Source organism: Chitiniphilus eburneus (assembly GCF_005048205.1).
GTDB classification, from domain to species: Bacteria; Pseudomonadota; Gammaproteobacteria; order Burkholderiales; family Chitinibacteraceae; genus Chitiniphilus; species Chitiniphilus eburneus.
The window spans coordinates 76,742-98,086 of the sequence record NZ_SUMF01000005.1 but is presented as its reverse complement, the minus strand read 5'-3'; the positions used below and the strand labels follow the sequence as shown (position 1 = coordinate 98,086).

The following is a 21,345-nucleotide window of genomic DNA, read 5'->3' as shown; positions in this document are numbered from 1 at the left end:
CGCCGACCGCAAAAAACCGCGGCCGGCACATCAACAACCATCAATGCCAGTTGGCCGCCAGCACCGGTTGCAACTGCTCGCGGTACTGATCGGGCAGCGTGGTCTGCCCGGCATCCGGCGGCGCAAAGCCCGCCATCGCCGAAACCAGCGCATCCACCTGGCTATCGAGCAGCATCTTGCCATCGGCTGTCTTGAACTGCTCCACGTGGTACTTGGTGCCCGAATACCAGCTCGCCACCGTGACCTTGTCGCCGGTGCCGATCACGCTCACTTCCAGATCGGAACCGACACGACGGAACCACAACTGGTCGGATGCGGCATCGGCAAACTGCGCGAGGTCGGTGTTGCCGCTGGTGGCATCGTTTTCGACGATGCGGTCTGCGCCGAAGCCGGCACCGAACTGGTAGGTATCGTTGCCGTTGCCCCCCTCCAGCCGATCCGTGCCGACACCGCCATCCAGCACGTCGTCGCCATCCTTGCCATACAGGGTGTCGTTGCCGTCGCCCCCGAGGATGGTGTCGGCACCACTGGCCCCATAGACAGTGTCGTTACCCGCCAGCGCCAGGATGCGATTGCTGGGCACGTTCGCCGCATTGATCGTGTCCGCACCTTCGCTGCCATAGTGGACAAAACGCCGCTCCAGCTCAGCGCGATCCCACACCGTGCCGTCGTCGAACACCACCTGGCTGATCGGGCTGCCGTTGAAATAGCGATCCACCGCGAACAGATCGGTGCTGCCATCGGCATTGTTGACCCGGATATCCAGATTGTTGCCGTAACGCCGCAGGTCCACCTCTTCCGGGCGAATACCCGCGCCCATGCGCACCGTATCGTCCACGCCCGAGGTCGTGCTGTCGGCGTAAATCCAATCCAGCCCGGTACCGCGTTCCAGCACATAGGTATCGCGGCCTGCGCCGCCATACAGGCGATTGACGCCCGCACCGCCGATCAGCACATCGTCGCCATCCTTGCCGTACAGGGTGTCGTCGCCTTCCCCACCGTGGATTTCGTCCGCGCCCGTGCCGCCGTAGACCACATCATTGCCGCCCAACGCCAGGATGCGGTTGTTGGGCACGTTTGCCGCATTGATCGTGTCTGCACCTTCGCTGCCGTAGTGGACAAAACGCCGCTCCAGCTCGGCGCGATCCCACACCATGCCGTCACCGAACTGCACCTGCCCAATGGTGTAGCCATCGAAATAGCGCTCCACCACCATGCGGTCGTTAGTACCGTCCGGGTTATTAACGATCACGTGCAGGTTGCTACCATAACGCCGCAGCTCGACTTCCTCGGCGGCGATGCCTGCGCCCAGACGGATCACATCGTCTACGCCTCCAGCCGCGCTACTGGCAATCACTCGATCGGTACCAAAGCCACGCTCCAATACATAAGTATCCCGGCCGTCACCACCAGACAGCCGGTCGTTGCCAGCCCCACCGATCAACACGTCGTCGCCTGCGTAGCCAAATAGATTGTCGTCGCCGTCCCCACCGTGGATCTCATCCGTGCCGGTACCGCCACTTACCGTATCGTTGCCGCCTAGCGCGTAAATCCGGTTGCTGACGACATTGGCGGCACTCAGGCTATCACCGCTTTCGCTGCCGTAATGGACAAAGCGCCCTTCCAGCTCCGCGCGATTCCACGCCGTACCGTCATCGAACTGCACCTGCCCAATGGTGTAGCCATCGAAATAGCGCTCCACCACCATGCGGTCGTTGGTACCGTCCGAGTTGTTGACGATCACATGCAGGTTGCTGCCATAGCGCCGCAGCTCGACATCCTCGGCGGCGATGCCTGCGCCCAGACGGACCACATCGTCCACGCCTCCAGCCGCGTTGCTGGCAATCACTCGATCGGTACCAGAGCCACGCTCCAATACATAGGTGTCCCGACCGTCACCGCCATACAGCGTGTCGTTGCCGGCCCCACCATCGAGTACGTCATCGCCTGCACCGCCATGCAGTGTGTCGTTGCCACTCCCACCCCAGACATGATCGACGCCCGTGCCGCCAAAGACCGTGTCATCGCCATCGAACGCCAGGATGCGGTTGCTCACGACATTCGCCGCAGTCAGGGCATCCTTGGCATCGGTGCCATACTGGACAAAGCGCCGTTCCAGCTCGGCACGGTCCCACACCGTGCCATCGCCGAACTGCACCTGGCCGATCACATCGCCAGTGAAGTAGCGCTCCACCACCAGGCGGTCATTGCTGCCATCCGGGTTGTTGACAATCACATCCAGGTTGTTCGCATAGCGCCGCAATTCCACCTCTTCGGGGCGAATATCCGCGCCCAGGCGAATCACGTCGTTCACGCTACCCGCGGCGCTATGGGCCTTGATCCGGTCATAGCCCGTGCCACGCTCCAGCATATAGGTATTGCGACCTTCCCCTCCCCATAACCAGTCGTTGCCCGTTCCACCGTCCAGCACATTGTCACCACTACCGCCGAACAGGGAATCATCGCCGCCCAAGCCATAGATCCGGTTGGTCGGCACATCGGCTCCGGACAGGGTCTCTGCGGCATCGCTGCCATAGTGGACAAAGCGCCGCTCCAGCTCAGCGCGATCCCACGCCGTGCCGTCGCCAAACAAAACCTGGCTGACCGGATTGCCAGCGAAGTACTCCACCACCACCATGCGGTCGGTACTGCCATCCGGGTTGTTGACGATCACATCCAGGTTGGTGCCATACCGCCGCAGCTCGACTTCCTCGGGCCGGATGTCCGCGCCCAGACGAATCACATCATCCACGCCCAAGGTGCGGCTATCGGTAAAGGCCCAATCGCGCCCGGAGCCGCGCTCCAGGACAAAGGTGTCGTGCCCGCCACCACCGTGCAGCCGATCCTCGCCGGTGCCACCATCCAGGATGTCGTCACCGGTGCCGCCGAACACGGTGTCATCGCCGCCCAGGGCAAACACCCGGTTGGTCGGCACGTCGGCCACGTGCAGGTATTCGCCGGCATCCGTGCCGTACTGGATGAAGCGCTGTTCCATCTCGGCGCGATCCCACACTGTGCCATCGGCAAACTGCATCTGGCTGACGCGGTAGCCGCCGAAATCCCCGAAATACTGCTCCACCACCATGCGGTCGGCGCTGCCATCCGGGTTGTTGACGAGGATATCCAGATCACTGCCAAAGCGCCGCAATTCGACCTCTTCCGGGCGAATGCCGGCGCCCAGGCGTATGACGTCCTCCGTGGCGGAGGCCCGGCTTTCCGTATCGATCCGGTCCACCCCGGTACCACGCTCCAGCAGGTAGGTATCCCGGCCCACGCCGCCCGACAACCAGTCATTGCCGATGCCGCCATTCAGCAGATCATCCCCCTCGCCACCATAGAGCGTGTCGTTGCCCGCACCGCCATCCAGGATGTCGTCGCCGGTGCCGCCGAACACGATGTCATCGCCGCCCAGGGCAAACACCCGGTTGGTCGGCACGTCGGCCACGTGCAGGTATTCGCCAGCATCCGTGCCGTACTGGATGAAGCGCTGTTCCATCTCGGCGCTATCCCACACCGTGCCATCGGCAAACTGCATCTGGCTGACGCGGTAGCCGCCGAAATCCCCGAAATACTGCTCCACCACCATGCGGTCGGCGCTGCCATCCGGGTTGTTGACGAGGATGTCCAGATCGCTGCCAATGCGCCGCAATTCGACCTCTTCCGGGCGAATGCCGGCGCCCAGGCGTATGACGTCCTCCGTGGCGGAGGCCCGGCTGCCCGTGGCGACGCGATCCACCCCGGTACCACGCTCCAGCAGGTAGGTATCCCGGCCGGCGCCGCCCGACAACCGATCATTGCCGGTGCCGCCATCCAGCAGGTCATCCCCGGCGCCGCCGTTGAGCGTATCGTCGCCGCCCATGCCGTGCAGCACGTCATCGCCGCCGTTGCCCTGTAGGAGGTTGTATCCCATGTGGCCCAACAGGAAGTTGTTCAGGCTATCGCCACTCTGGAACGGCGCCAGCGCCTGCGTTACGGCAGCGGCATAGCGCGCATCGCCCAGATAGCCTTCCAGCCAGCGCCAGGGCTCCAGGCCGGCCACCGTCAAGGCTTGCTCACCGGCGCGGGTAAAGCCGATCAAATCCTGTAGCGCTTCCACCGGATTGCCAGCCAGCCGCTGCCCGATCAAGGCGGCCAGGCCGGTGGTATCGAAGTGGAAATCCTGTTCCCCCACCACCAGCTTGATGGCATCGAAAAAAGGCAGGTAACGCGTCTGCTGGGCCAGCCCCTCGTACACCGATGCGGCAAACGCATCGAAGGCGCGCTCCATGATGTCGAGCTGGTTGACGTTGAAGGAGACCAGAGTGACGTTCTCGCCCCCCAGGGTGACCTGCCGGATGCTGGTGGCACCGTTGTTGGCACCCGCAGCAAAGCTGACGAAGCTCTGCCCCCAGAAGGTTTCGAAGGTATCCAGCCGGCGCAGCCAATCCTGGGCGTAAGTGCTGTACTGCCACTGGCCATCCACCTTGACCGGCTGGCTGTTGCTGAACTGGAACAACACCGTACCGCCGGTTTCCGCCGCCTGTTCGCGCGAGGTTTTGAAATCGGCGGTATCGGCCCACTGGTGCAGCATGTTCTGCACCTGCGCTTGCTGGTCCGCGCGGCTATCGGTGGCGACAAACTGGCTCAGCGCCTGAGCCAGCGCCGGCGACAAGGCCGCCGCCTGCAACAGATCGCGCACCCGGCCGCTGCCTTGCAGATCGGGCAAGCCCTGCAACTCGGCCGGAACGGTGATGGTATCGGTGAACTCACGGTGATAGGTATCGGCCACCAGGTCGATATCGGCCATCTGCCCGGTGGTGCCCATCTGATCCAGGCTGCCGTCGGTGTGGTAGTAGGTGCCCAGGTCGGCAATGCGGTTGCCGTTGTCCAGCACTTCGGCATTGCTGGTGCGCGCGACGTTGAAGCCGGCGATGCCCAGTTGTTGCAGCGTGAACAGTTCGTTGCTGCTGCTGACGCCGTCGGCGTTGAGGTCGCGCCAGACGCGCAGGTTGGCGAAGGCGGCATCCAGGGCATCCACTTTGCCGTCCTGGTTGCTGTCCAGGTCTGCCAGGGCGTCGAAGCCATCCTTGGCCAACGTGCCGTCGGCTTTGAGGGTGGCATCGCCGAACAGCTCGCGGCCGTTGTCGATCCGGCCGTTGCGGTTGCGATCCAGCACCAGCAGGCCGTCGTCCGGCTTGACCCAGCCGCTGCCGGTCTTGACGCCGTCGGCATCGTGGTCGAACAGCACCGATCCGGGCTCGCCCGTGCCCACCGTTTCCAGGCCGTCGTGGTCCAGATCGAGTGTGAGCGGGTCATAGCGGGTGGGCGGAGCTTTTTTGGCGTCTTCGCCGCTGTCGGGGATGATCGTGGGGTCGATAATCGGCGGGTCTTCTTCGTCTTCGCTGCCCGGCAGGTTGATGCCGGCCGGGTTGGCTTTTTCGGTTTTATCGCTGCTGCCGGAGCCACCGGGGTTGCTGGAGTCGCCGCTGCCACCCTCGCCGCCGCCGGAGCTTGGGTCGCCGCTGCCGCCACCGCCCGAATCGCCGCCACCTGAACTGCCACCAGAACCGGTGCCGCCGCTGCTGGTGCTGACTGTCTGCGTTTCGTCCTTGATGGTGACATAACCGCCATCAGGCCCTTTTACCCTGAAGGTATCCGAGCCGACGCGGGTCCACAGGAACTGGCCATCGGCGCTTCGCCAGGTGTCCTTCATGCCCTTGACGGCTTTGCCGCCCACCAGGCGAATCTTGTTGGCACCGTAGTAGATTTCGGTGTCCTGGCCGGTTTCGATGACTGTGTCGCCACCGCTGACGTAGTAGATGTCTTTGCCTTCGCCACCGGAGAGGGTGTCGTTGTCGTCGTTGTAGGCAAACAGCGTGTCATTACCAGCACCACCATCCAGCGTGGAACCACCTTGGCCGGCAAGCAGGATATCGTCGCCCTCTCCACCGTTCAGCGTGCTTTGTCCCGCCCGCGACCCGATCAGGATGTCGTTGCCGCCACCGCCATTGATCTGGGCACCGGTGCTGTCCGTGGCATCGACCAGATCGTTGCGTTCGTCCCCATCGAATGCCAGCGAACGGCCCTGCGCCGCACCCAGTGTCCAGACCTGGGCATCATCCAGCCTGCCTTGGATGGCCTCCACTGCGGCTTTGTGATGGATGCCGACGCTGATGTTGTTGAGCAACCCGCTTTTGAGTTCCTTGTGTCCTTTGAGGCCGCTAATCGCTTGGCCGCCGGCAATTTCTTCCAAGTCCAGGCTGATCCCACCCGGTACTTTTTTCAGCGCCAGATGATCGAAGGATTGGTCGCGCTGGTTGTAGTAGTTTTCCAATACCAATTTGAGCAGGCCATTACGGCCATCGGTGACGTCGCCCCACACCTGCCCGCCCAGGCCGTCATTTCCGGCCAGCGTCGCCAGATCTTCGGTGAAGCGATCCAGCATGTTGTCGGCGGCTAATTCCGGCGTGCCGATCTGGTGGCGGATCAGCATTTCCATGAAGTTGACACTACGGCTATCGGTTTTACGAGCAAATAATTCCTGGTCGACAATATACTTGACCAAATTTGGAATCGCTCCAGTCAAACCCTGAAATTGCTCATTCAGCAACAACCCTTGCAACAGCGAAATCGAATGCAAGTCAATCGGATAAGAAGACAGCGCATTGGTATCGCCATGCGTAACTGTCTGCACCTCGCCGATTCGCCGCACACCGAGCCCAGCAAACACCGTTGTCCAGTTCGACAGCATTTCGCCATCCGTGGCGAACGAAACGATATTGTCTTCACCGCGAATGAATTGCGGCCCCACGTGGGAGTTGGTAACGAGGTCAACCAATTTTTGCACTGGAGTACGCGGGTCGATTGTGTTCCCGCTTGTTAACTTCATGGGGCCGTCGATATTGCTGGTGAAGCTCTTCAAATCAGGATCGACCGGCCAGCGTTCCAGTAACGCCCGCTGGTTCTCCATATTGGCGGCCATCGAGAATGGTGCCGGGTCGAAGGTATATGCGGGTTTGTCGAAGAAGACCCCCATCAATGCGGCAAGGCCGCCGCCCAATGAATGGCCCGTGAATGAAATATTCGCGCCATCGCCCAAGGCCAACTTCACTTGCTGATAAAGCGCTGCCGCTTCAATCAACTGAGAGTGCAGCAACCCTTGCCCCAAGGCTGCATCGGCCAGCATGTCTGGCGTGGGGCCTTCGCCCAGCGATCCGGCGTTGGTGCCCGCGTAGGCGATGACGATTTCGCCGGTAGGGCTTTTATAGACATGGGCTTCGAAGCCGGATACAGAATTGAACTTGGCAAAATCCTTCAGTTCAACATATCCCTCCGGAAGTGGGATTTTATTTATGTCCTCTCGTGTTTCCTCGTAAGCACTACCCGAAAGCAACGCATAATCAGTTATCTGCACAATCCATCCCTCACAATTATCGATTCAAAAATTCAACATCTATTTTTCAAGTAGCCGCCGCAATAACAATAATCAAGCGCCATCAATCTTGAGTTTGTTTGTTGAGCATTTATTTCTTCCACCAATTTCAAAGGGAGGTATTTTTCCTCCTCAATAATCTCCAGTGATTTCTCAATTTTCGGCTCAACCACGATATTTACTTTCCTGAATTTTTCTGGCAAGTCAAAAGCAGATTTATTAACAACCTTACCTCCGATCATTTCTTGCAAAATAAATGACGGGCATGGATTTCCATATCGTTCGCGCGAGCCAACGCTACGGGGATGAATTAAGACAAGCAATCGATCTCCATCCAACTGAACCAAAAATGGATCGGCCAAAAAATAAGGATCACTCGGCGAATTCCAAGTAACCGTCTTCCCCGTTTTCGGATGCACAAAGCTGATCGTTTCTGCTGCCACCGGCGCGGTTTGCCCCACCTCATGGCCTCCACCCAAGGTAATGGTTCGAGTCAAAACCAGTATCGAGCCATCTGCCTGCTTGGCTTCTTCCTGCCAAGTCACCACTTTTGGCCCGAGCAAAGCAGGGCCAAACAGCACAACCAAAACAGCGAGCATGGCCAAGCCACATCCCACGCCAAACACCATTGCGCCCCACATAAGAATTCGATTCATCATGATTTCCCGTTTTTCAACCATTTACCCTACCAAATCCCTTACCCAGCGGTAATGAATTAGCCTGCCTTGGCATAACCATTATTCATCTCCATCACTTTAAAATTAATCACCAAGAAGCCTTTGAATAAACCCGACCTATCCAATACCCATGCCCGCTGAAAGTAATTGACGGGTATCAATGTCGTTGGGATTTTGCTTTAATCAGAGATTCCCTGCCTCAACTCGCGCACCCGGCCGCTGCCTCGCCGTCCTGGTTGCTGTCCAGGTCTGCCGGGGCATCGAAGCCATCCTTGGTCGCGGTGCCGTCGGATTTGGGCGTGGCGTCGCCGAACAGCTCGCGGCTGTTGTCGATCCTGCCGTTTCGGTTGCGATCCAGCACCAGCAGGCCATCGGCAGCCAATTCACGCCCATTGAATTCCGTCAATTTCTTTTCCTCACCGTTCTCTCGCACTTTCCGACACATGCTGAATCAACGGGCTAAGGAAGTATTCGATCAATCGTCGCTGGCCGGTTTTGATTTCCGCCGTTACCGCCATCCCGGGGGCGAGCGATATATTTTTTCCATCGATATTCATGGTGTTACGGGTAAGCTTCACCCGCGCCTGGTAAATCAGCCCCAGCTTTTCGTCGGGGATGGCATCACGGGTAACGTTGGCCACCTGGCCATCCAGCAGGCCATAGCGGGTGTAATTGAAGGTTTCCACTTTGACCGCAGCCACCTGCCCGGCATCGACAAAGCCGATGTCCTTGTTTTCCAGCACCACTTCGGCTTCGATCTGGTCGGTATGGGGGACAACCACCAGCAAGGGTTGGGCTTCGGTCACCACGCCGCCCACGGTATGCACGGCCAGTTGCTGCACCACGCCATCCACGGGCGCAATCAGGCGGGTCTGTCGCTGGAGTTGTTTGGCTTTGATGTAGTCCTGGCCGTAGGCGTAGGCCTGTTCGTCCACCTGGGCCAGGATTTCGTGCTGGCTGCTCTGGAATTCCGCCTTGGTGGCTTCGCGCTGCTGGCGATTGGCAACAATGGCGGCTTCCAGTTGCTTGAGGTTGTTGCGCTGGCTGGATAGGTCCTGCTCGGTTTCGATGCGGGCCTGTTCCTTGTCCAGGTATCCGTGCTTGGAAATGAAGTTCTTTTCGGCCAGATCCTTGAAATCCGCTTCGCGCTGCTTCATCAGCGGCAAGGTCTGTTCCAGTTTGTGCACCTGGGCCTGGGTGGCCGCTAGCTCAGCCTGTTTCTGTGCGGTGGCGGCATCCAGGGTGGCCAGCTTGGCCTGCAACTCTCGCCAACTGCTCAGCATGTCGGCCTGCTTGGCGTTTCTGCGGCTGGGGTAGTCGGGTTCGCTCTGGAGATCGGTATCGCCTGCGGGCAATAGTGGAAGGCGGCCTTGATCCAGCGCCAGCAGCAGGGCGCGCGCCTTCAACTGGTCCAGCCGCGCATCCAGCCAGGCGTTGCGGTTTTTGCTGACCTCCGCCCCCGCCAGGGTGGCATCCAGTTCGATCAAGACCTGCCCGGCCTTAACCTGCTGGCCATCGCGCACGTGGATGGCGGTCACCACGCCGGGTTCCAGCGGCTGGAGCACTTTGCTCTGGTCGGAAACCACCAGCTTGCCCGGCGCGACGGCAACGATGTCCACCTTGCCAAAGCAGGCCCATAACAACGCAATGAGCAGGAAGCCCATCAGCGTCCAGAGGGTGACTCGCGCGGCCGGATGAGGGGGGGCTTCCTGCAATTCCAGCGCGGCAGGAAGAAAATCCAGCTCCGATGCATTACGCGGAATGAGGGTTAATTGCTTACGATCAACCCAGACTGCGAAAAAAACCTGTCGATACTTACCAATTAAGGCAAAAAAGGGGCTTGACACAGTATTCTCGAACCAAAAATTTGGCATCGAGAGTAAGAGTCCATCAGTGGCTCGTCAAATTTCTTTCAGCGAAGAAAGCATTCAGTTTCCCGTTATGTGCCTGATCAGGCACCACGGTTAGTCATTACATCTTTCCGGTAGCTAAAAGGAACTCAAATTGACAAGTCAGTAATCGAACTCCCAATACCGCAGGCGCTGATCGAGTACGAATCCGCAGCGCTCCGCGAAGCGCGCCGAGGCGGGGTGGTTGTCGTCGGAGGCCCAGTGCGCGATGCAGCGAGTGCTGCGGGCCAGTAGCAGGCAGACGATGGCAACGTGGGTGGCAAGGCCCTGGTGGCGGTAGTGCCCCGAGTAGTGGCGAATGGCCAGTTCGTGATGGCGGCCGAGGGCGTAGCAGGAGAAGCAGGCGCTGACCACCTGGGCGCCATGGCAGATGGCGCTGCCCAGGCCGTGAGCGAGGAAGGTGGCGGTGTCGGGCCAGAACTCCAGCAGGTCGTCGCGCAGCATTTTGTTATCCGGGTGGACCAGCATGGCGCGGTCGATGCGCAGCACGCGGCAACCATCGGGTAGCGGCGGTAGCCGTGGCTGGATGGGAAGGCGTCCGGGTTCGAAGCGGTACAGGCGGTAGTGGCCGCGTACGGGGGTACGCGCGGCGAAGGAGGCTTCCAGCGTGGCGTTCCAGCGGTCGTCCAGCACGATGCCGATAAAGCTTTCAGCGCCGATTTCGTCCTGTTCGCGCGGTTTGAGCGTGTGCTCGATGAATGGGTCCAGATGCTGGCGCAGCCGGGGATGGTAAGGGTCACCCAAGAAATAGGCGCCGACGCCGGTGGCGGCAACAATGGCGACGCCGGGGCTGGTGGGATTATCGACGTACACGTGGCCGCGATGCGGTCCGGTCAGTACGCCCTGGAGCGGCATTTCGTGGGGATGACGTCCGTCCAGCAACGCCAGGACGGAGCCATATCGGCTGCGATCGATTTCAAAGAACATGGGAGGTCTCGGCAAGCGGGCCTTGCGCCGGGTGAAGCCCCGGCGCGGGAGCAATGCAGACCGCTCCCGCGCATGCGGAGTTCCGCACCGGGTGACCCGGCGCACCTGTTCGCCAAGCAAGGCAAAACGCCAATCACCGTGCCGCATCCAGCGCCAGGTTCAACGCCAGGACATTGACCCGCGCTTCGCCGAACAGCCCCCATTGCGGGCCTTCGGTATGCGCTGCGATCAGTGCCCGCACGCGCGCAGTGGAAATGCCGCGCAGACGTGCCACCCGCTCTGCCTGCCATTGTGCGGCGGCCGGGCTGAGGTGCGGGTCCAGCCCGCTGCCGGAGGCGGTGACCAGTTCCACCGGCACCGGCCGCGCATTACCGGGGTCGGCGGCACGCAACGCGGCGATGCGCGCTTCGACCGCCTGCTTCAGCGCCGGGTTGCCCGGCCCCAGGTTGGAACCACCGGATGCGCCGCCGTTGTAGGGCATGGGCCCGGTGGCGGAAGGCCGCCCCCAGACATAGCGCGGGTCGGTGAACGATTGCCCGATCAGCCGCGAGCCGATCAGCTTGCCATCGCGCACGATCAGGCTGCCATTGGCCTGCTGGGGAAACAGCGCCTGGCCGATGCCGGTGACAGCCAGCGGATAGGCCACGCCGGTGACCAGAGTCAGCGCGGTAAACAACACCAGCGCGGGACGAATCAGTTTCATGGTCTTGCTCCTTGGTTGGTTCGAGCAAACCCCAAGTCTTGAAACACTGAGAGCACTGAGAGCACTGAGAAAGACGGGTAACGTTTACCACGAGGAGGAAATCCAAAAGCGCTATGGATTCCTATCGATTTCCCAAGGGTTGCCTCAGCGTCTTCCTGGTTTTCTCCGTGTCCTGTGTGTTTCGAGATTTGGGGTTCGCCGCTCACAGCAGGTTAAGCATCATGTCGATCAGCTTGATGCCTGCGAACGGGGCGATCAGGCCGCCCAGGCCGTAGATCAGCAGGTTGTCGCGCAGCAGCCGCGCGGCGCCGGTGGCGCGGTAGCGCACGCCGCGCAGCGCCAGCGGAATCAGGAACACGATCACCAGTGCGTTGAAGATCACCGCGCTGAGGATGGCGCTCTGCGGGCTGCCCAGCCGCATCACGTCCAGCGCGGCCAGTTGGGGGTAGGTGGCGACGAATACGGCGGGCAGGATGGCGAAGTATTTGGCTAGGTCGTTGGCAACGCTGAAGGTGGTCAGCGCGCCGCGCGTCATCAGCAGTTGTTTGCCGATCTCGACGATCTCGATCAGTTTGGTCGGGTTGCTGTCCAGATCGACCATGTTGCCGGCCTCCTTGGCGGCCTGGGTGCCGGTGTTCATCGCCACCGCCACGTCGGCCTGCGCCAGCGCCGGGGCATCGTTGGTGCCATCGCCCGTCATCGCCACCAGCCGGCCTTCGGCCTGGGTGGCACGGATCAGCGCCAGTTTGGCTTCGGGCGTGGCTTCGGCCAGGAAGTCGTCCACCCCGGCCTCGGCGGCAATGGCGGCGGCGGTCAGGCGGTTGTCGCCAGTGATCATCACGGTCTTGATGCCCATGGCCCGCAGGTCGGCAAAGCGCTCCTTGATGCCACCCTTCACGATGTCCTTCAGCTCGACCACGCCCAGTACCCGCGCGCCATCGGCCACCACCAGCGGGGTGGCGCCACGCCGGGCTACGTCCTCGACGCTGCGTTCCACCTCGGCCGGAAAATGCCCGCCCAGCGTGCCGATGTAGGTGCGTACCGCGTCCGCCGCGCCCTTGCGGATCGCGCGGCCGTCGCAATCCACGCCGCTCATCCGCGTCTGCGCGGTGAACGGCACGAAGCCGATGCCGTGGTCACCCAGCGCGCGCTGGCGCAGGTTGAAGCGCTGCTTGGCCAGTACCACGATGCTGCGCCCTTCCGGGGTTTCATCCGCCAGCGAGGCGAACTGCGCGGCATCTGCGAGCTCGGCCTCGCTCACGCCCGGTGCGGGCAGGAAGGCGGTGGCCTGGCGATTGCCCAGGGTGATGGTGCCGGTCTTGTCCAGCAGCAGTACGTCCACGTCGCCCGCCGCCTCGACCGCGCGGCCGGAGGTGGCGATCACGTTCACCCGCATCAGCCGGCTCATGCCCGCCACGCCGATGGCGCTGAGCAGGCCGCCGATGGTGGTGGGGATCAGGCATACCAGCAGCGCCACCAGCGCGGTGATGCCCACCGGCGCGCCTGCGCCGGAAACATCCACCGCGAACAGCGAGAACGGCAGCAGGGTGACCACCACCAGCAGGAACACCAGTGTCAGCGCCACCAGCAGGATGGTCAGTGCGATCTCGTTGGGTGTCTTCTGCCGCCTGGCGCCTTCGACCATGGCGATCATGCGGTCGAGGAACGCTTCGCCCGGGTTGGCGGTGATGCGCACCACGATCCAGTCCGACAGCACGCGGGTGCCGCCGGTAACGGCGCTGAAGTCGCCGCCCGATTCGCGGATCACCGGCGCAGACTCGCCGGTGATTGCCGATTCATCCACCGATGCCACGCCCGCCAGCACCTCGCCGTCGCCGGGAATCACGTCGCCGGCCTCAACCAGTACCGCGTCGCCAGCGCGCAGGCCGGAGCTTTCCAGCAGTTCGTAGCCGGCGCTGCGCCGGGGCGCGCTCAGTTTCTTGGCCAGGACACGCTGCTTGGCGGCGCGCAGGCTGGCGGCCTGCGCCTTGCCACGCCCTTCGGCCAGCGCCTCGGCAAAGTTGGCGAACAGCACGGTGAACCACAGCCAGAGCGCCACGCCCAGGATGAAACCGGCTGGTGCTTCGGCATGGCCCGCCAGCGCGGCCAGCCACAGTAGCGTCACCAGGATGCTGCCCAGGTAGACCACGCACATCACCGGATTGCGCCACTGCACGCGCGGCGACAGTTTGCGCACGCTGTCCAGCAGTGCCGGGCGCAGCAGCGCGGGGTCGAACATCGATAATTGTTGATGGGTCATGATTCCCTCAGGGCCAGGTGTTCCGCCACTGGCCCCAGGGCCAGCGCCGGTACGTAGGTCAGCGCGCCCACCAGCACCACCGCGCCGATCAGCAGCAGCACGAACAGCGGGCCGTGCGTGGGCAGGGTGCCGGCGGTGACGGCCAGGCGCGGCTTGGCGGCCAGCGAGCCGGCGATGGCCAGCACCGGCACGATCACGGCAAAGCGGCCGAACCACATCGCCAGGCCGAGCAGCACGTTGTAGAAGGGGGTGTTGGCCGACAGGCCGGCAAAGGCAGAGCCGTTGTTGTTGGCCGCGCTCGACAGTGCGTACAGCACCTCGGAGAAACCATGCCCGCCGGGGTTGAGGATGCCGGCGCGGCCCGGCTCGACCAGCAGTGCCAGCGCGGTGCCGGCCAATACCAGGGTGGGCGTGGCCAGGATCACCAGCGCCACCATCTTGATGTCGAACGCTTCGATCTTCTTGCCCAGGTATTCCGGGGTGCGGCCGATCATCAGGCCGGCAATGAACACCGCCAGCAACGCGAACACCAGCATGCCGTACAGCCCGGAGCCAACGCCGCCGAACACCACTTCGCCCAGTTGCATCAGCCACATCGGCACCAGCCCGCCCAGCGCGGTGAACGAGTCGTGCATGGCGTTCACCGCGCCGCACGATGCCGCCGTGGTGATGGTGGCGAACAGGGCGGAAGCCACGATGCCGAAGCGCGTTTCCTTGCCTTCCATATTGCCGCCCGCCTGCCAGGTTGCGGCAGCCTGGTCCACGCCCAGCGCGCCCCAGGTGGGGTTGCCCTGTTGCTCGGCCCAGATCGCCGCCAAGGCGAACACGACGAACAGCAGCGCCATCGCCGCCAGGATCGCCCAGCCCTGGCGGATGTCGCCCACTTCGCGGCCGAAGGCAAAACACAGCGCCGCCGGGATCAGCAGGATCGCCAGCATCTGCATCAGGTTGGATAGCGGCGTGGGGTTTTCGTAGGGGTGCGCCGAATTGGCATTGAAGAAGCCGCCGCCGTTGGTGCCCAGCATCTTGATCGCTTCCTGCGAAGCGACCGGGCCTTGCGACAGCACCTGGCTGCGCGTGCTCAAGGTGTCGGTCAGCACCTGGCCGGCGGCATCGCGCAATGGCGTGCCGTGCGCGTCGAGCCGTGCCTGTGGGTAGTGCACCGTGGTGACGGTCTGCGCGCTGCGGTCGGCGTCGAAGTTCTGGATCACCCCCTGCCCCACCAGCAACACCGCCAGCAGCAGCGACAGCGGTAACAACACGTAGAGCGTGGCGCGGGTGAGATCGACCCAGAAATTGCCGACGGTGGCAGCACCATGCCGCGCCAGCCCGCGGATCAGGGCGTAGACGACGGCAATGCCGGTTGCGGCCGACAGGAAGTTCTGCACCGCCAGCGCCAGCATCTGCGTCAGGTGGCTCATCGTGCTTTCGCCGGCGTAGCCCTGCCAGTTGGTGTTGGCGACGAATGAGACGGCGGTGTTGAAGGCGGAATCCGGCGATACCGCGCCAAACCCTTGCGGGTTGAGCGGCAGCCAGCCCTGTGCACGCTGCAAGGCATAGGTGAACAGCGTGCCGATCAGGCTGAACAGCAACACCGCCAGCGCATAGCGCTTCCAGTCCATTTCCTGCTCGGCATCGATGCCGGCCAGCCGGTAGCAGGCGCGTTCGATTCCGCCCAGCGGGCCAGTGACGACGCGCGAGCGCCCGGCCATCACATCGGCCAGGTAGCGCCCGAGCGGCCAGGCCAGCAAGCCCAGCAGCGTCAGGTACAGCGCGAGTTGCACGTAGGCGTTGGAGGTCATCAGAAACGCTCCGCGCGCAGCAGCGCATAGATCAGGTAGACGAACAGCAGCGCGGCGCTCGAGCCCGCCACCGCATAAAGCCAGGTCATGGCCGGCCTCCCAGCCGGGCCACCCCGGCGAGCAGGCCGGCGGTGGCGGCATAGCTCAGCGCCAGCAACCCCAGGTAGATCGCGTCCATCGTTTTGCTCCCGTGTACGGGGTGCGGCATGACGCCGCCTCCACGCTCTGCATGGTGGCGGGCGGGGCATAAAAACGTGGTAAAAGCCGGGGAGCGGAAGATAAAGAAAGGATAAAAATTGCGGGGGGAAAGGCCGGGAAATTCAAACCTTGAACCACTGAGGGCGCCAAGAATACGGAGGGGTCACAGAGAAACCCGGAAACATGAAATGGCTCCGGGGTGATGAGTTTGATTTTCTCCGTGCAGCGCTGCGCGCTCTGTGGTTCAAGACGTGGAATTTACCTTCAAGAGGCCGTCAGCAGCAGCACCGACTGCTCGCCGCGCCGCCGTAGTTCCTGGTGCAGCAGTTTGTAGAGGTCGATGTCGAACATTGGCGTGGGCGCCTGAAGCAGCGCGGGCAATTCGGCGGGGTCGGCGATGGTGCCAAGGTAGACCCAGCGGTCGATCACATGCAGCCGGCTGGCCCACTCCGGGCCTTCGGGCAGGCCGACCGGGCCGGGGTACGGCCAGGGTGCGAAGGCGCTTTTGGCCAGCGCGGTCTGCAAGCGGGCGTTGTGCTGGGCCGCGCTTTCCTTGCCCAGGCACAGGCCTTTGCAACGTCCGGTCACGCAACCCAGGCAACCGCCCCGCTCCGCTTTACCGGCTGTTTCCAGCCCCAGCGCGCGACGGCACAGGCGGAAGTTGTCGGCGAGTTTTTCCAGCAGTTTGCTGGCATCGCGCCGGTTGCGGAATGGGCCATATACCTGGTCGCGCCCGGTATGGGCGAAGTCGAGCCGCGCGACGTCCACGCGCTCGGGCACCAGCAGGCCGTCGCGCGGCACCAGTTGCCAGGCGCACAGTTCGCGCGCCGGGCGCGGCCGGGGGTTGTGCAGGGGTGTCAGTTGTTTGAGCAGGCGCGTTTCCAGCAACTGCGCCCCCAGTTCACCGGGCGTTTCGTGCCATGCCAGCCGGCGCACCTCGGCGATCCAGGGTTTGTCGCGGGCACGCGGTTCGGCCACGAAATGCGCCAGTACGCCCTTGCGCAGGTTGCCATGCTTGCCAAGGTAAAGCGGTACGTCGGCCGCGTCATGGAATACGTATACCCCGGGCAGTTCGGGCAGGTCGTCGAGCGCGCTGGCATCCAGGCCAGGCGGCAGCGCGGGTTGGCGCGTCAGTTCGGCGATGGCGGCGTGGATGACTTCGGGGGCATGGTCCCGCGCGGCGGCGCTCAGGAATTGCCATAGCAGTTCGGCATCGGTCAGCGCGCGGTGACGTTCGCCCTCCACATGCAGGCTGTGACGTTCGACCAGGCTGTCCAGGTTGTGCTTGAAATGCTGCGGATACAGCTTGCGCGACAGTTTCACGGTGCACAGCACCGTGGCGCGAAACGGCAGGCCCAGACGCTTGAATTCGCTTTTCAGGAAGCCGTAGTCGAAGCGCGCGTTATGCGCGACGAACACCCGCCCCCGCAGGCGTTGCGCCACATCGTCGGCCAGGGCGGCGAAGCTGGGTGCGTCGGCCACCATGGCGTCGTCGATGCCGGTCAGCCGCTGGATGAAGTGGGGAATCGGCACACCGGGGTTGACCAGCGTGCTCCAGCGCTGCGTACCGCCCTCGCCCACTTCGACGATGCCGATTTCGGTGATGCGGTCGCGCAGCGGGTTGGCACCGGTGGTTTCCAGGTCCACCAGGACCATCGGTTCGGGGTAGTGCGGCGTCATGCCGGTCAGACGGCGCCCTGCGTGAAGCGGAAGCACTGGTGGATGCGCTTGTTGCGGAAGTCTTCGGGGACCGATTGCGCGGAAAGATCCTCGCACAGCGGCGCCAGTGCGGGGTCGAGCTTGAAGCTGCGCAGATTGTTCGAGAAGTACAGCACGCCGCCGGGCGAGAGGATTTCCAGGCAGGCTTCGACCAGCCAGCGGTGATCCTTCTGCACGTCCAGCACACCCAGCATCTTTTTGGAGTTGGAGAACGACGGCGGGTCGAGCACGATCACGTCGTATTGCGCGACGTCGTCGATGGCGTCGGTGAGAAACTGGAATACGTCCTGGCGCACCCGGCGATGCAGGCCATCGGCAAAACCGTTGGCCGCCAGATTACGCGCCGCCCATTCCAGGTAGGTGTTGGACAGATCGACCGACATCGTTTCGCGTGCGCCGCCGGCCGCCGCATAGACCGTGAATGCGCCGGTGTAGCAGAACAGGTTGAGGAAGCGCTTGCCCTTCACCTCGCCGCGCACTCGCTGTCGCGTGTTGCGGTGATCCAGGAACAGGCCGGTATCCAGGTAGGTATCCAGGTTGACGATGAACTTCAGCCCGTTTTCCTCGACGATGAAATCCTCGCCAGCCAGCCCGGTCTTTTCGTATTGGGCATCGCCTTCCTGGCGGCGCCGCGTCTTCACCGCCACCTGTTCCTCGGGCACGCCCAGCGCATGCGCCGTGGCTTCCCAGATTTCCGCCAGCCATTCCTCGTGCGCTTCGTCGGTCTGCACCCAGCCGGTGTCGTATTCCTGGAGATGGACGTGGCCGTCGTACCAGTCGACGATCACCGGGAACTCCGGTACGTCACGGTCATAGATGCGATAGCAGGACAAACCCTGGCGGCGGGCCCATTTGCCCCAGTGCTTGGCATTCTTGGCAAGGCGGTTGGTATAGCTGGCGATCTCGGACATGACGGGCCTGAAGAAATGATGAAGGGCTGTCGCACGGATGGCGGCAGCCCGAAAGACTATGGTTGGGGCGAAGAACGGCGGTGGCTAGGCGTGTCATCCAATGTTTCACGACAGCGTTCGGTGCAGTTCGGGATGCCATGCAAGGAGCTGGACGCGCGGCGGTATGGATACCGCAAGCGGCCGGCGACGCCGCATGGCGCCCGAAATGCCCCGAACCCGCAGGGCTGGGCCGAAAAAACACCATCCACTGCGTTGCACTCCTTGCCAATAACCCGTTATTGCCTGCGTCGTGTGCCTGGTGCCTGGTGCCTGGTGCTTCTTCGGCCCGGCGCTGCCGCGAAACATTGGATGACACGCCCTAGCGGGGCTGCGACTGCCGCCAGGCCAGCAGGCGTTCGAACACCGGTTGCGGCACGTACTGGCAGACCACGCTTTCCCAGTTGCCGGGGCCGACCAGACCCTTGACCATGGTGGAGCTGATTTCGGCGATTTCACGCGGCGGCATCAGGAACACCGTATCGATGTGCGGCGCCAGATCGGCGTTCACGTAGCGCATCTTGCGCTCGAATTCGTAGTCGGCCGCTTCGCGGATGCCGCGCAGGATATAGTCGGCGCTTTCCTCGCGCGCGTAATCCACCAGGAAACGGTTCTCGAAGATTTCCACCCGCAGATTGGTCAGGTGCGCGGTGGTCTCGCGCAACATGGCCACGCGCTCTTCGACACTGAATGTGTAGCGCTTGTCGGGGTTCTCGCCGATGGCCACGATCATTTCGTCGAACAGGCGTACGCCATGCTCGATCATCCACAGGTGGCCATTGGTGACCGGATCAAAGCTGCCCGCATACACGCCGCGCCGCATGCCCGCCCCTTCATCGTTGAAACGAGCCGCCACTATACCATCGGTGGACATTAATTTAAGATGCCCCGGACATAGCAAAAACGGCCCCCAGCAAGGGGGTTCAGCTCAAGCAAAGGGGGAGATCCAGATGCTGCTGCGCAAGTTCCTGCTGCCCTGCATGATCGCAGGCGTCCTGGCCAACGCGGTCGCCGCTCCGGAGGACGAAGAGGTCGAAGCGATCAATCGCGCCCCCGAATCCGAGATCGTCATCGGGCAATCCGTTCCCACCACCGGCATCGCCGCCGATACCGGCAAGGCGCTGGCACTGGGCGCATCGTTGTATTTCGGCCGCGTCAACGCACGCGGCGGCATCAACGGCGCCGTCATCAATCACAAGGTGATGGACGACGGCAACGATCCGCAAAAAGCCATCCAGAACACCCGCGACCTGCTCGACAAGCAAGGCGCGCTGATGCTGGTGAACTACTACGGCACCGCCACCGTCGATGCACTCACCCGCTCCAAGGTGCTGGCCAACGCCAACGTGGCGCTGGTGGGCGTGCATGCCGGCGCCGACCTGATCCGCCTTCCCGGCGACCCGAACATCTTCCAGACCCGCGCCGGCTATACGCAGGAACTGGAAAAAACCGTGCAACTGCTGACCGGCAACCTGGGGATCACCCGGGTGGGCGCGCTGGTGCAGAACGATGCCGACGGCCAGGCTGCGCTGAAATCACTGAAGGACGCCCTGACCAAGCGCCAGCTCAAGCTGGAAATCGAGGCCTCGTTCGATGCCAAGAGCGGCAATGTCACCGCCGCCACCGCCAAGCTGGCCAAGGCCAACCCGCAGGCGGTGATCGTGCTGGCGATTTCCAAGCCGGCCGCCGCCTTCGTCAAGCAATACAAGGCGGCAGGTGGCACCAGCCAGCTCTACGGCATCTCGCTGATCCAGTTCGAAGACGTGATCCGCATCGTGGGCAAGAAGGATGCGCACGGCCTGGGCATCTCGCAGGTCTATCCGTATCCGGCCAACATGCAACTGCGCTTCATCCGCGAGTTCCAGGAAGATGCGGGCGCGGTGCTGCGCAGCGGCGAGTATCCGAGCTACGCGGTGCTGGAAGGCTATATCGCGGCCCGCCTGGCAACGGAGGCCATCAAGCGTGCCGGCAAGGCGCCGACGCGTGCGGCCGCCTACGCCGCGCTGGCAACGCTCACCCGGCTGGACCTGGGCGGCTACGTCATCGATTTCGGCGCCAACAAGCGCTTGGGTTCGAACTTCGTCGAGCTGACGATGATCGCGCCGACCGGCACGCTGACGCGCTAGCCACGGCGCGCCGCGCCACGATGGACAAAAAAACCGGCCCCGGCCGGTTTTTTTGCGCCTGGTTTACGCCGATTTGACCCATGCTTTCTTCAACTCTAAGATGCCTCAGCGCATGTCCGCGCACCAACAAAGACAGGGGAACAGAGATGACCGATATTCAACCGACCACTCAGCCGCCTTCCAACGATTCCAATACCTTTGCGGTGCTGACCTGGATCGGCACGCTGATTTTTGGTTTCATTCCGCCGCTGATCGTCTTCCTGATCAAGAAGGACGATGCCTTCGTCCTCGATCAATCCAAGGAAGCCCTCAACTGGTCGATCACCGCGATCATCGGCTACATCGCCTGCTTCGTGCTCACCTTCGTCGTGATCGGCGTGTTCCTGATCCCGGTGCTGGCGATCCTGCATCTGGTGTTCTGCATCCTCGGCGCCGTGAACGCCAGCAAGGGCGTGGCGTATCGCCTGCCGTTCAATATCCGCCTGATCAAGTAACGATCTTCTGGTTACCGCCGGCGGCACCAGGCCGGCGGCAGCGAAAAGCCGCCTTCCTGGCGGCTTTTTCGTCGGTGGCGCGGCGTTTTCGCAACAACCGACAGTGACACGACCAACGGTCGCGGAAAATCCTTTTTTCGCGGTCAGTAAGTCGCCTACGCCGCAGTGCAC

The 21,345-nt window shown here is 62.7% G+C and carries 15 protein-coding genes and 1 pseudogene; 3 read left to right on the top strand and 13 right to left on the bottom strand.

What is annotated here, in order from left to right; genetic code table 11:
- Window positions 1–40: 40 nt before the first annotated feature.
- Window positions 41–6,478, bottom strand: a complete 6,438-nt coding sequence (locus tag FAZ21_RS21045; RefSeq protein ID WP_211243404.1) for a calcium-binding protein — start codon at window positions 6,476–6,478, stop codon at window positions 41–43.
- Window positions 6,479–6,887: 409 nt separating this feature from the next.
- On the opposite strand from FAZ21_RS21045, the gene FAZ21_RS07560 reads away from it, so the two are divergent.
- The gene (locus FAZ21_RS07560) at window positions 6,888–7,097 is read left to right on the top strand and encodes a hypothetical protein (RefSeq protein ID WP_136772674.1); all 210 of its coding nucleotides are present in this window, start codon (window positions 6,888–6,890) and stop codon (window positions 7,095–7,097) included.
- On the opposite strand, the pseudogene FAZ21_RS21360 reads toward FAZ21_RS07560, so the two are convergent.
- From FAZ21_RS21360 to coaD, 12 genes and pseudogenes are all read right to left on the bottom strand, one after another.
- A pseudogene (locus FAZ21_RS21360) lies at window positions 7,028–7,393 on the bottom strand (Tle-like phospholipase domain-containing protein); the annotation flags it as partial. The gene FAZ21_RS07560 and the pseudogene FAZ21_RS21360 overlap by 70 nt on opposite strands.
- Before the next feature lie 32 nt (window positions 7,394–7,425).
- The gene (locus FAZ21_RS07555) at window positions 7,426–8,091 is read right to left on the bottom strand and encodes a hypothetical protein (RefSeq protein ID WP_136772673.1); all 666 of its coding nucleotides are present in this window, start codon (window positions 8,089–8,091) and stop codon (window positions 7,426–7,428) included.
- A 196-nt stretch (window positions 8,092–8,287) separates the two neighbouring features.
- Window positions 8,288–8,494, bottom strand: a complete 207-nt coding sequence (locus FAZ21_RS07550) for an SPM autocatalytic domain-containing protein (RefSeq protein WP_136772672.1) — start codon at window positions 8,492–8,494, stop codon at window positions 8,288–8,290.
- A 10-nt stretch (window positions 8,495–8,504) separates the two neighbouring features.
- A complete protein-coding gene (locus FAZ21_RS07545) occupies window positions 8,505–9,962 on the bottom strand; it encodes an HlyD family type I secretion periplasmic adaptor subunit (RefSeq protein WP_136772671.1) in 1,458 nt (485 codons plus the stop codon).
- Window positions 9,963–10,100: 138 nt separating this feature from the next.
- Window positions 10,101–10,925, bottom strand: a complete 825-nt coding sequence (locus tag FAZ21_RS07540) for a GNAT family N-acetyltransferase (protein WP_169307298.1) — start codon at window positions 10,923–10,925, stop codon at window positions 10,101–10,103.
- Between the two features lie 133 nt (window positions 10,926–11,058).
- Complete coding sequence (gene kdpC, locus FAZ21_RS07535) at window positions 11,059–11,628, bottom strand: potassium-transporting ATPase subunit KdpC (RefSeq protein WP_136772669.1); 570 nt, start codon at window positions 11,626–11,628, stop codon at window positions 11,059–11,061.
- A 202-nt stretch (window positions 11,629–11,830) separates the two neighbouring features.
- Entirely contained in the window at window positions 11,831–13,888 is a 2,058-nt protein-coding gene (gene kdpB, locus FAZ21_RS07530) for a potassium-transporting ATPase subunit KdpB (protein ID WP_136772668.1), read from the bottom strand.
- The gene (gene kdpA / locus FAZ21_RS07525) at window positions 13,885–15,690 is read right to left on the bottom strand and encodes a potassium-transporting ATPase subunit KdpA (RefSeq protein WP_136772667.1); all 1,806 of its coding nucleotides are present in this window, start codon (window positions 15,688–15,690) and stop codon (window positions 13,885–13,887) included. The genes kdpB and kdpA overlap by 4 nt, the downstream gene beginning before the upstream one ends.
- Window positions 15,690–15,779: a K(+)-transporting ATPase subunit F gene (kdpF, locus tag FAZ21_RS07520; protein WP_136772666.1), complete on the bottom strand. Its 90-nt coding sequence runs from the start codon at window positions 15,777–15,779 to the stop codon at window positions 15,690–15,692. Before kdpF ends, kdpA begins: the two co-directional genes overlap by 1 nt.
- A 373-nt stretch (window positions 15,780–16,152) precedes the next feature.
- Complete coding sequence (locus tag FAZ21_RS07515; RefSeq protein ID WP_211243402.1) at window positions 16,153–17,604, bottom strand: exonuclease domain-containing protein; 1,452 nt, start codon at window positions 17,602–17,604, stop codon at window positions 16,153–16,155.
- Window positions 17,574–18,518 (bottom strand): class I SAM-dependent methyltransferase, encoded by a 945-nt coding sequence (locus FAZ21_RS07510; protein WP_136772665.1) that lies wholly within the window; start codon window positions 18,516–18,518, stop codon window positions 17,574–17,576. Before FAZ21_RS07510 ends, FAZ21_RS07515 begins: the two co-directional genes overlap by 31 nt.
- A gap of 358 nt (window positions 18,519–18,876) precedes the next feature.
- Window positions 18,877–19,377 carry a pantetheine-phosphate adenylyltransferase gene (gene coaD, locus FAZ21_RS07505; protein WP_136772664.1) on the bottom strand — a complete coding sequence of 167 codons (501 nt, stop codon included), beginning with the start codon at window positions 19,375–19,377 and terminating at the stop codon, window positions 18,877–18,879.
- A gap of 127 nt (window positions 19,378–19,504) precedes the next feature.
- On the opposite strand from coaD, the gene FAZ21_RS07500 reads away from it, so the two are divergent.
- On the top strand, window positions 19,505–20,680 hold the full coding sequence (locus tag FAZ21_RS07500) for an ABC transporter substrate-binding protein (protein ID WP_169307297.1): 1,176 nt from the start codon (window positions 19,505–19,507) through the stop codon (window positions 20,678–20,680).
- Between the two features lie 146 nt (window positions 20,681–20,826).
- Window positions 20,827–21,174, top strand: a complete 348-nt coding sequence (locus FAZ21_RS07495) for a DUF4870 domain-containing protein (RefSeq protein WP_136772662.1) — start codon at window positions 20,827–20,829, stop codon at window positions 21,172–21,174.
- Window positions 21,175–21,345: the final 171 nt, after the last annotated feature.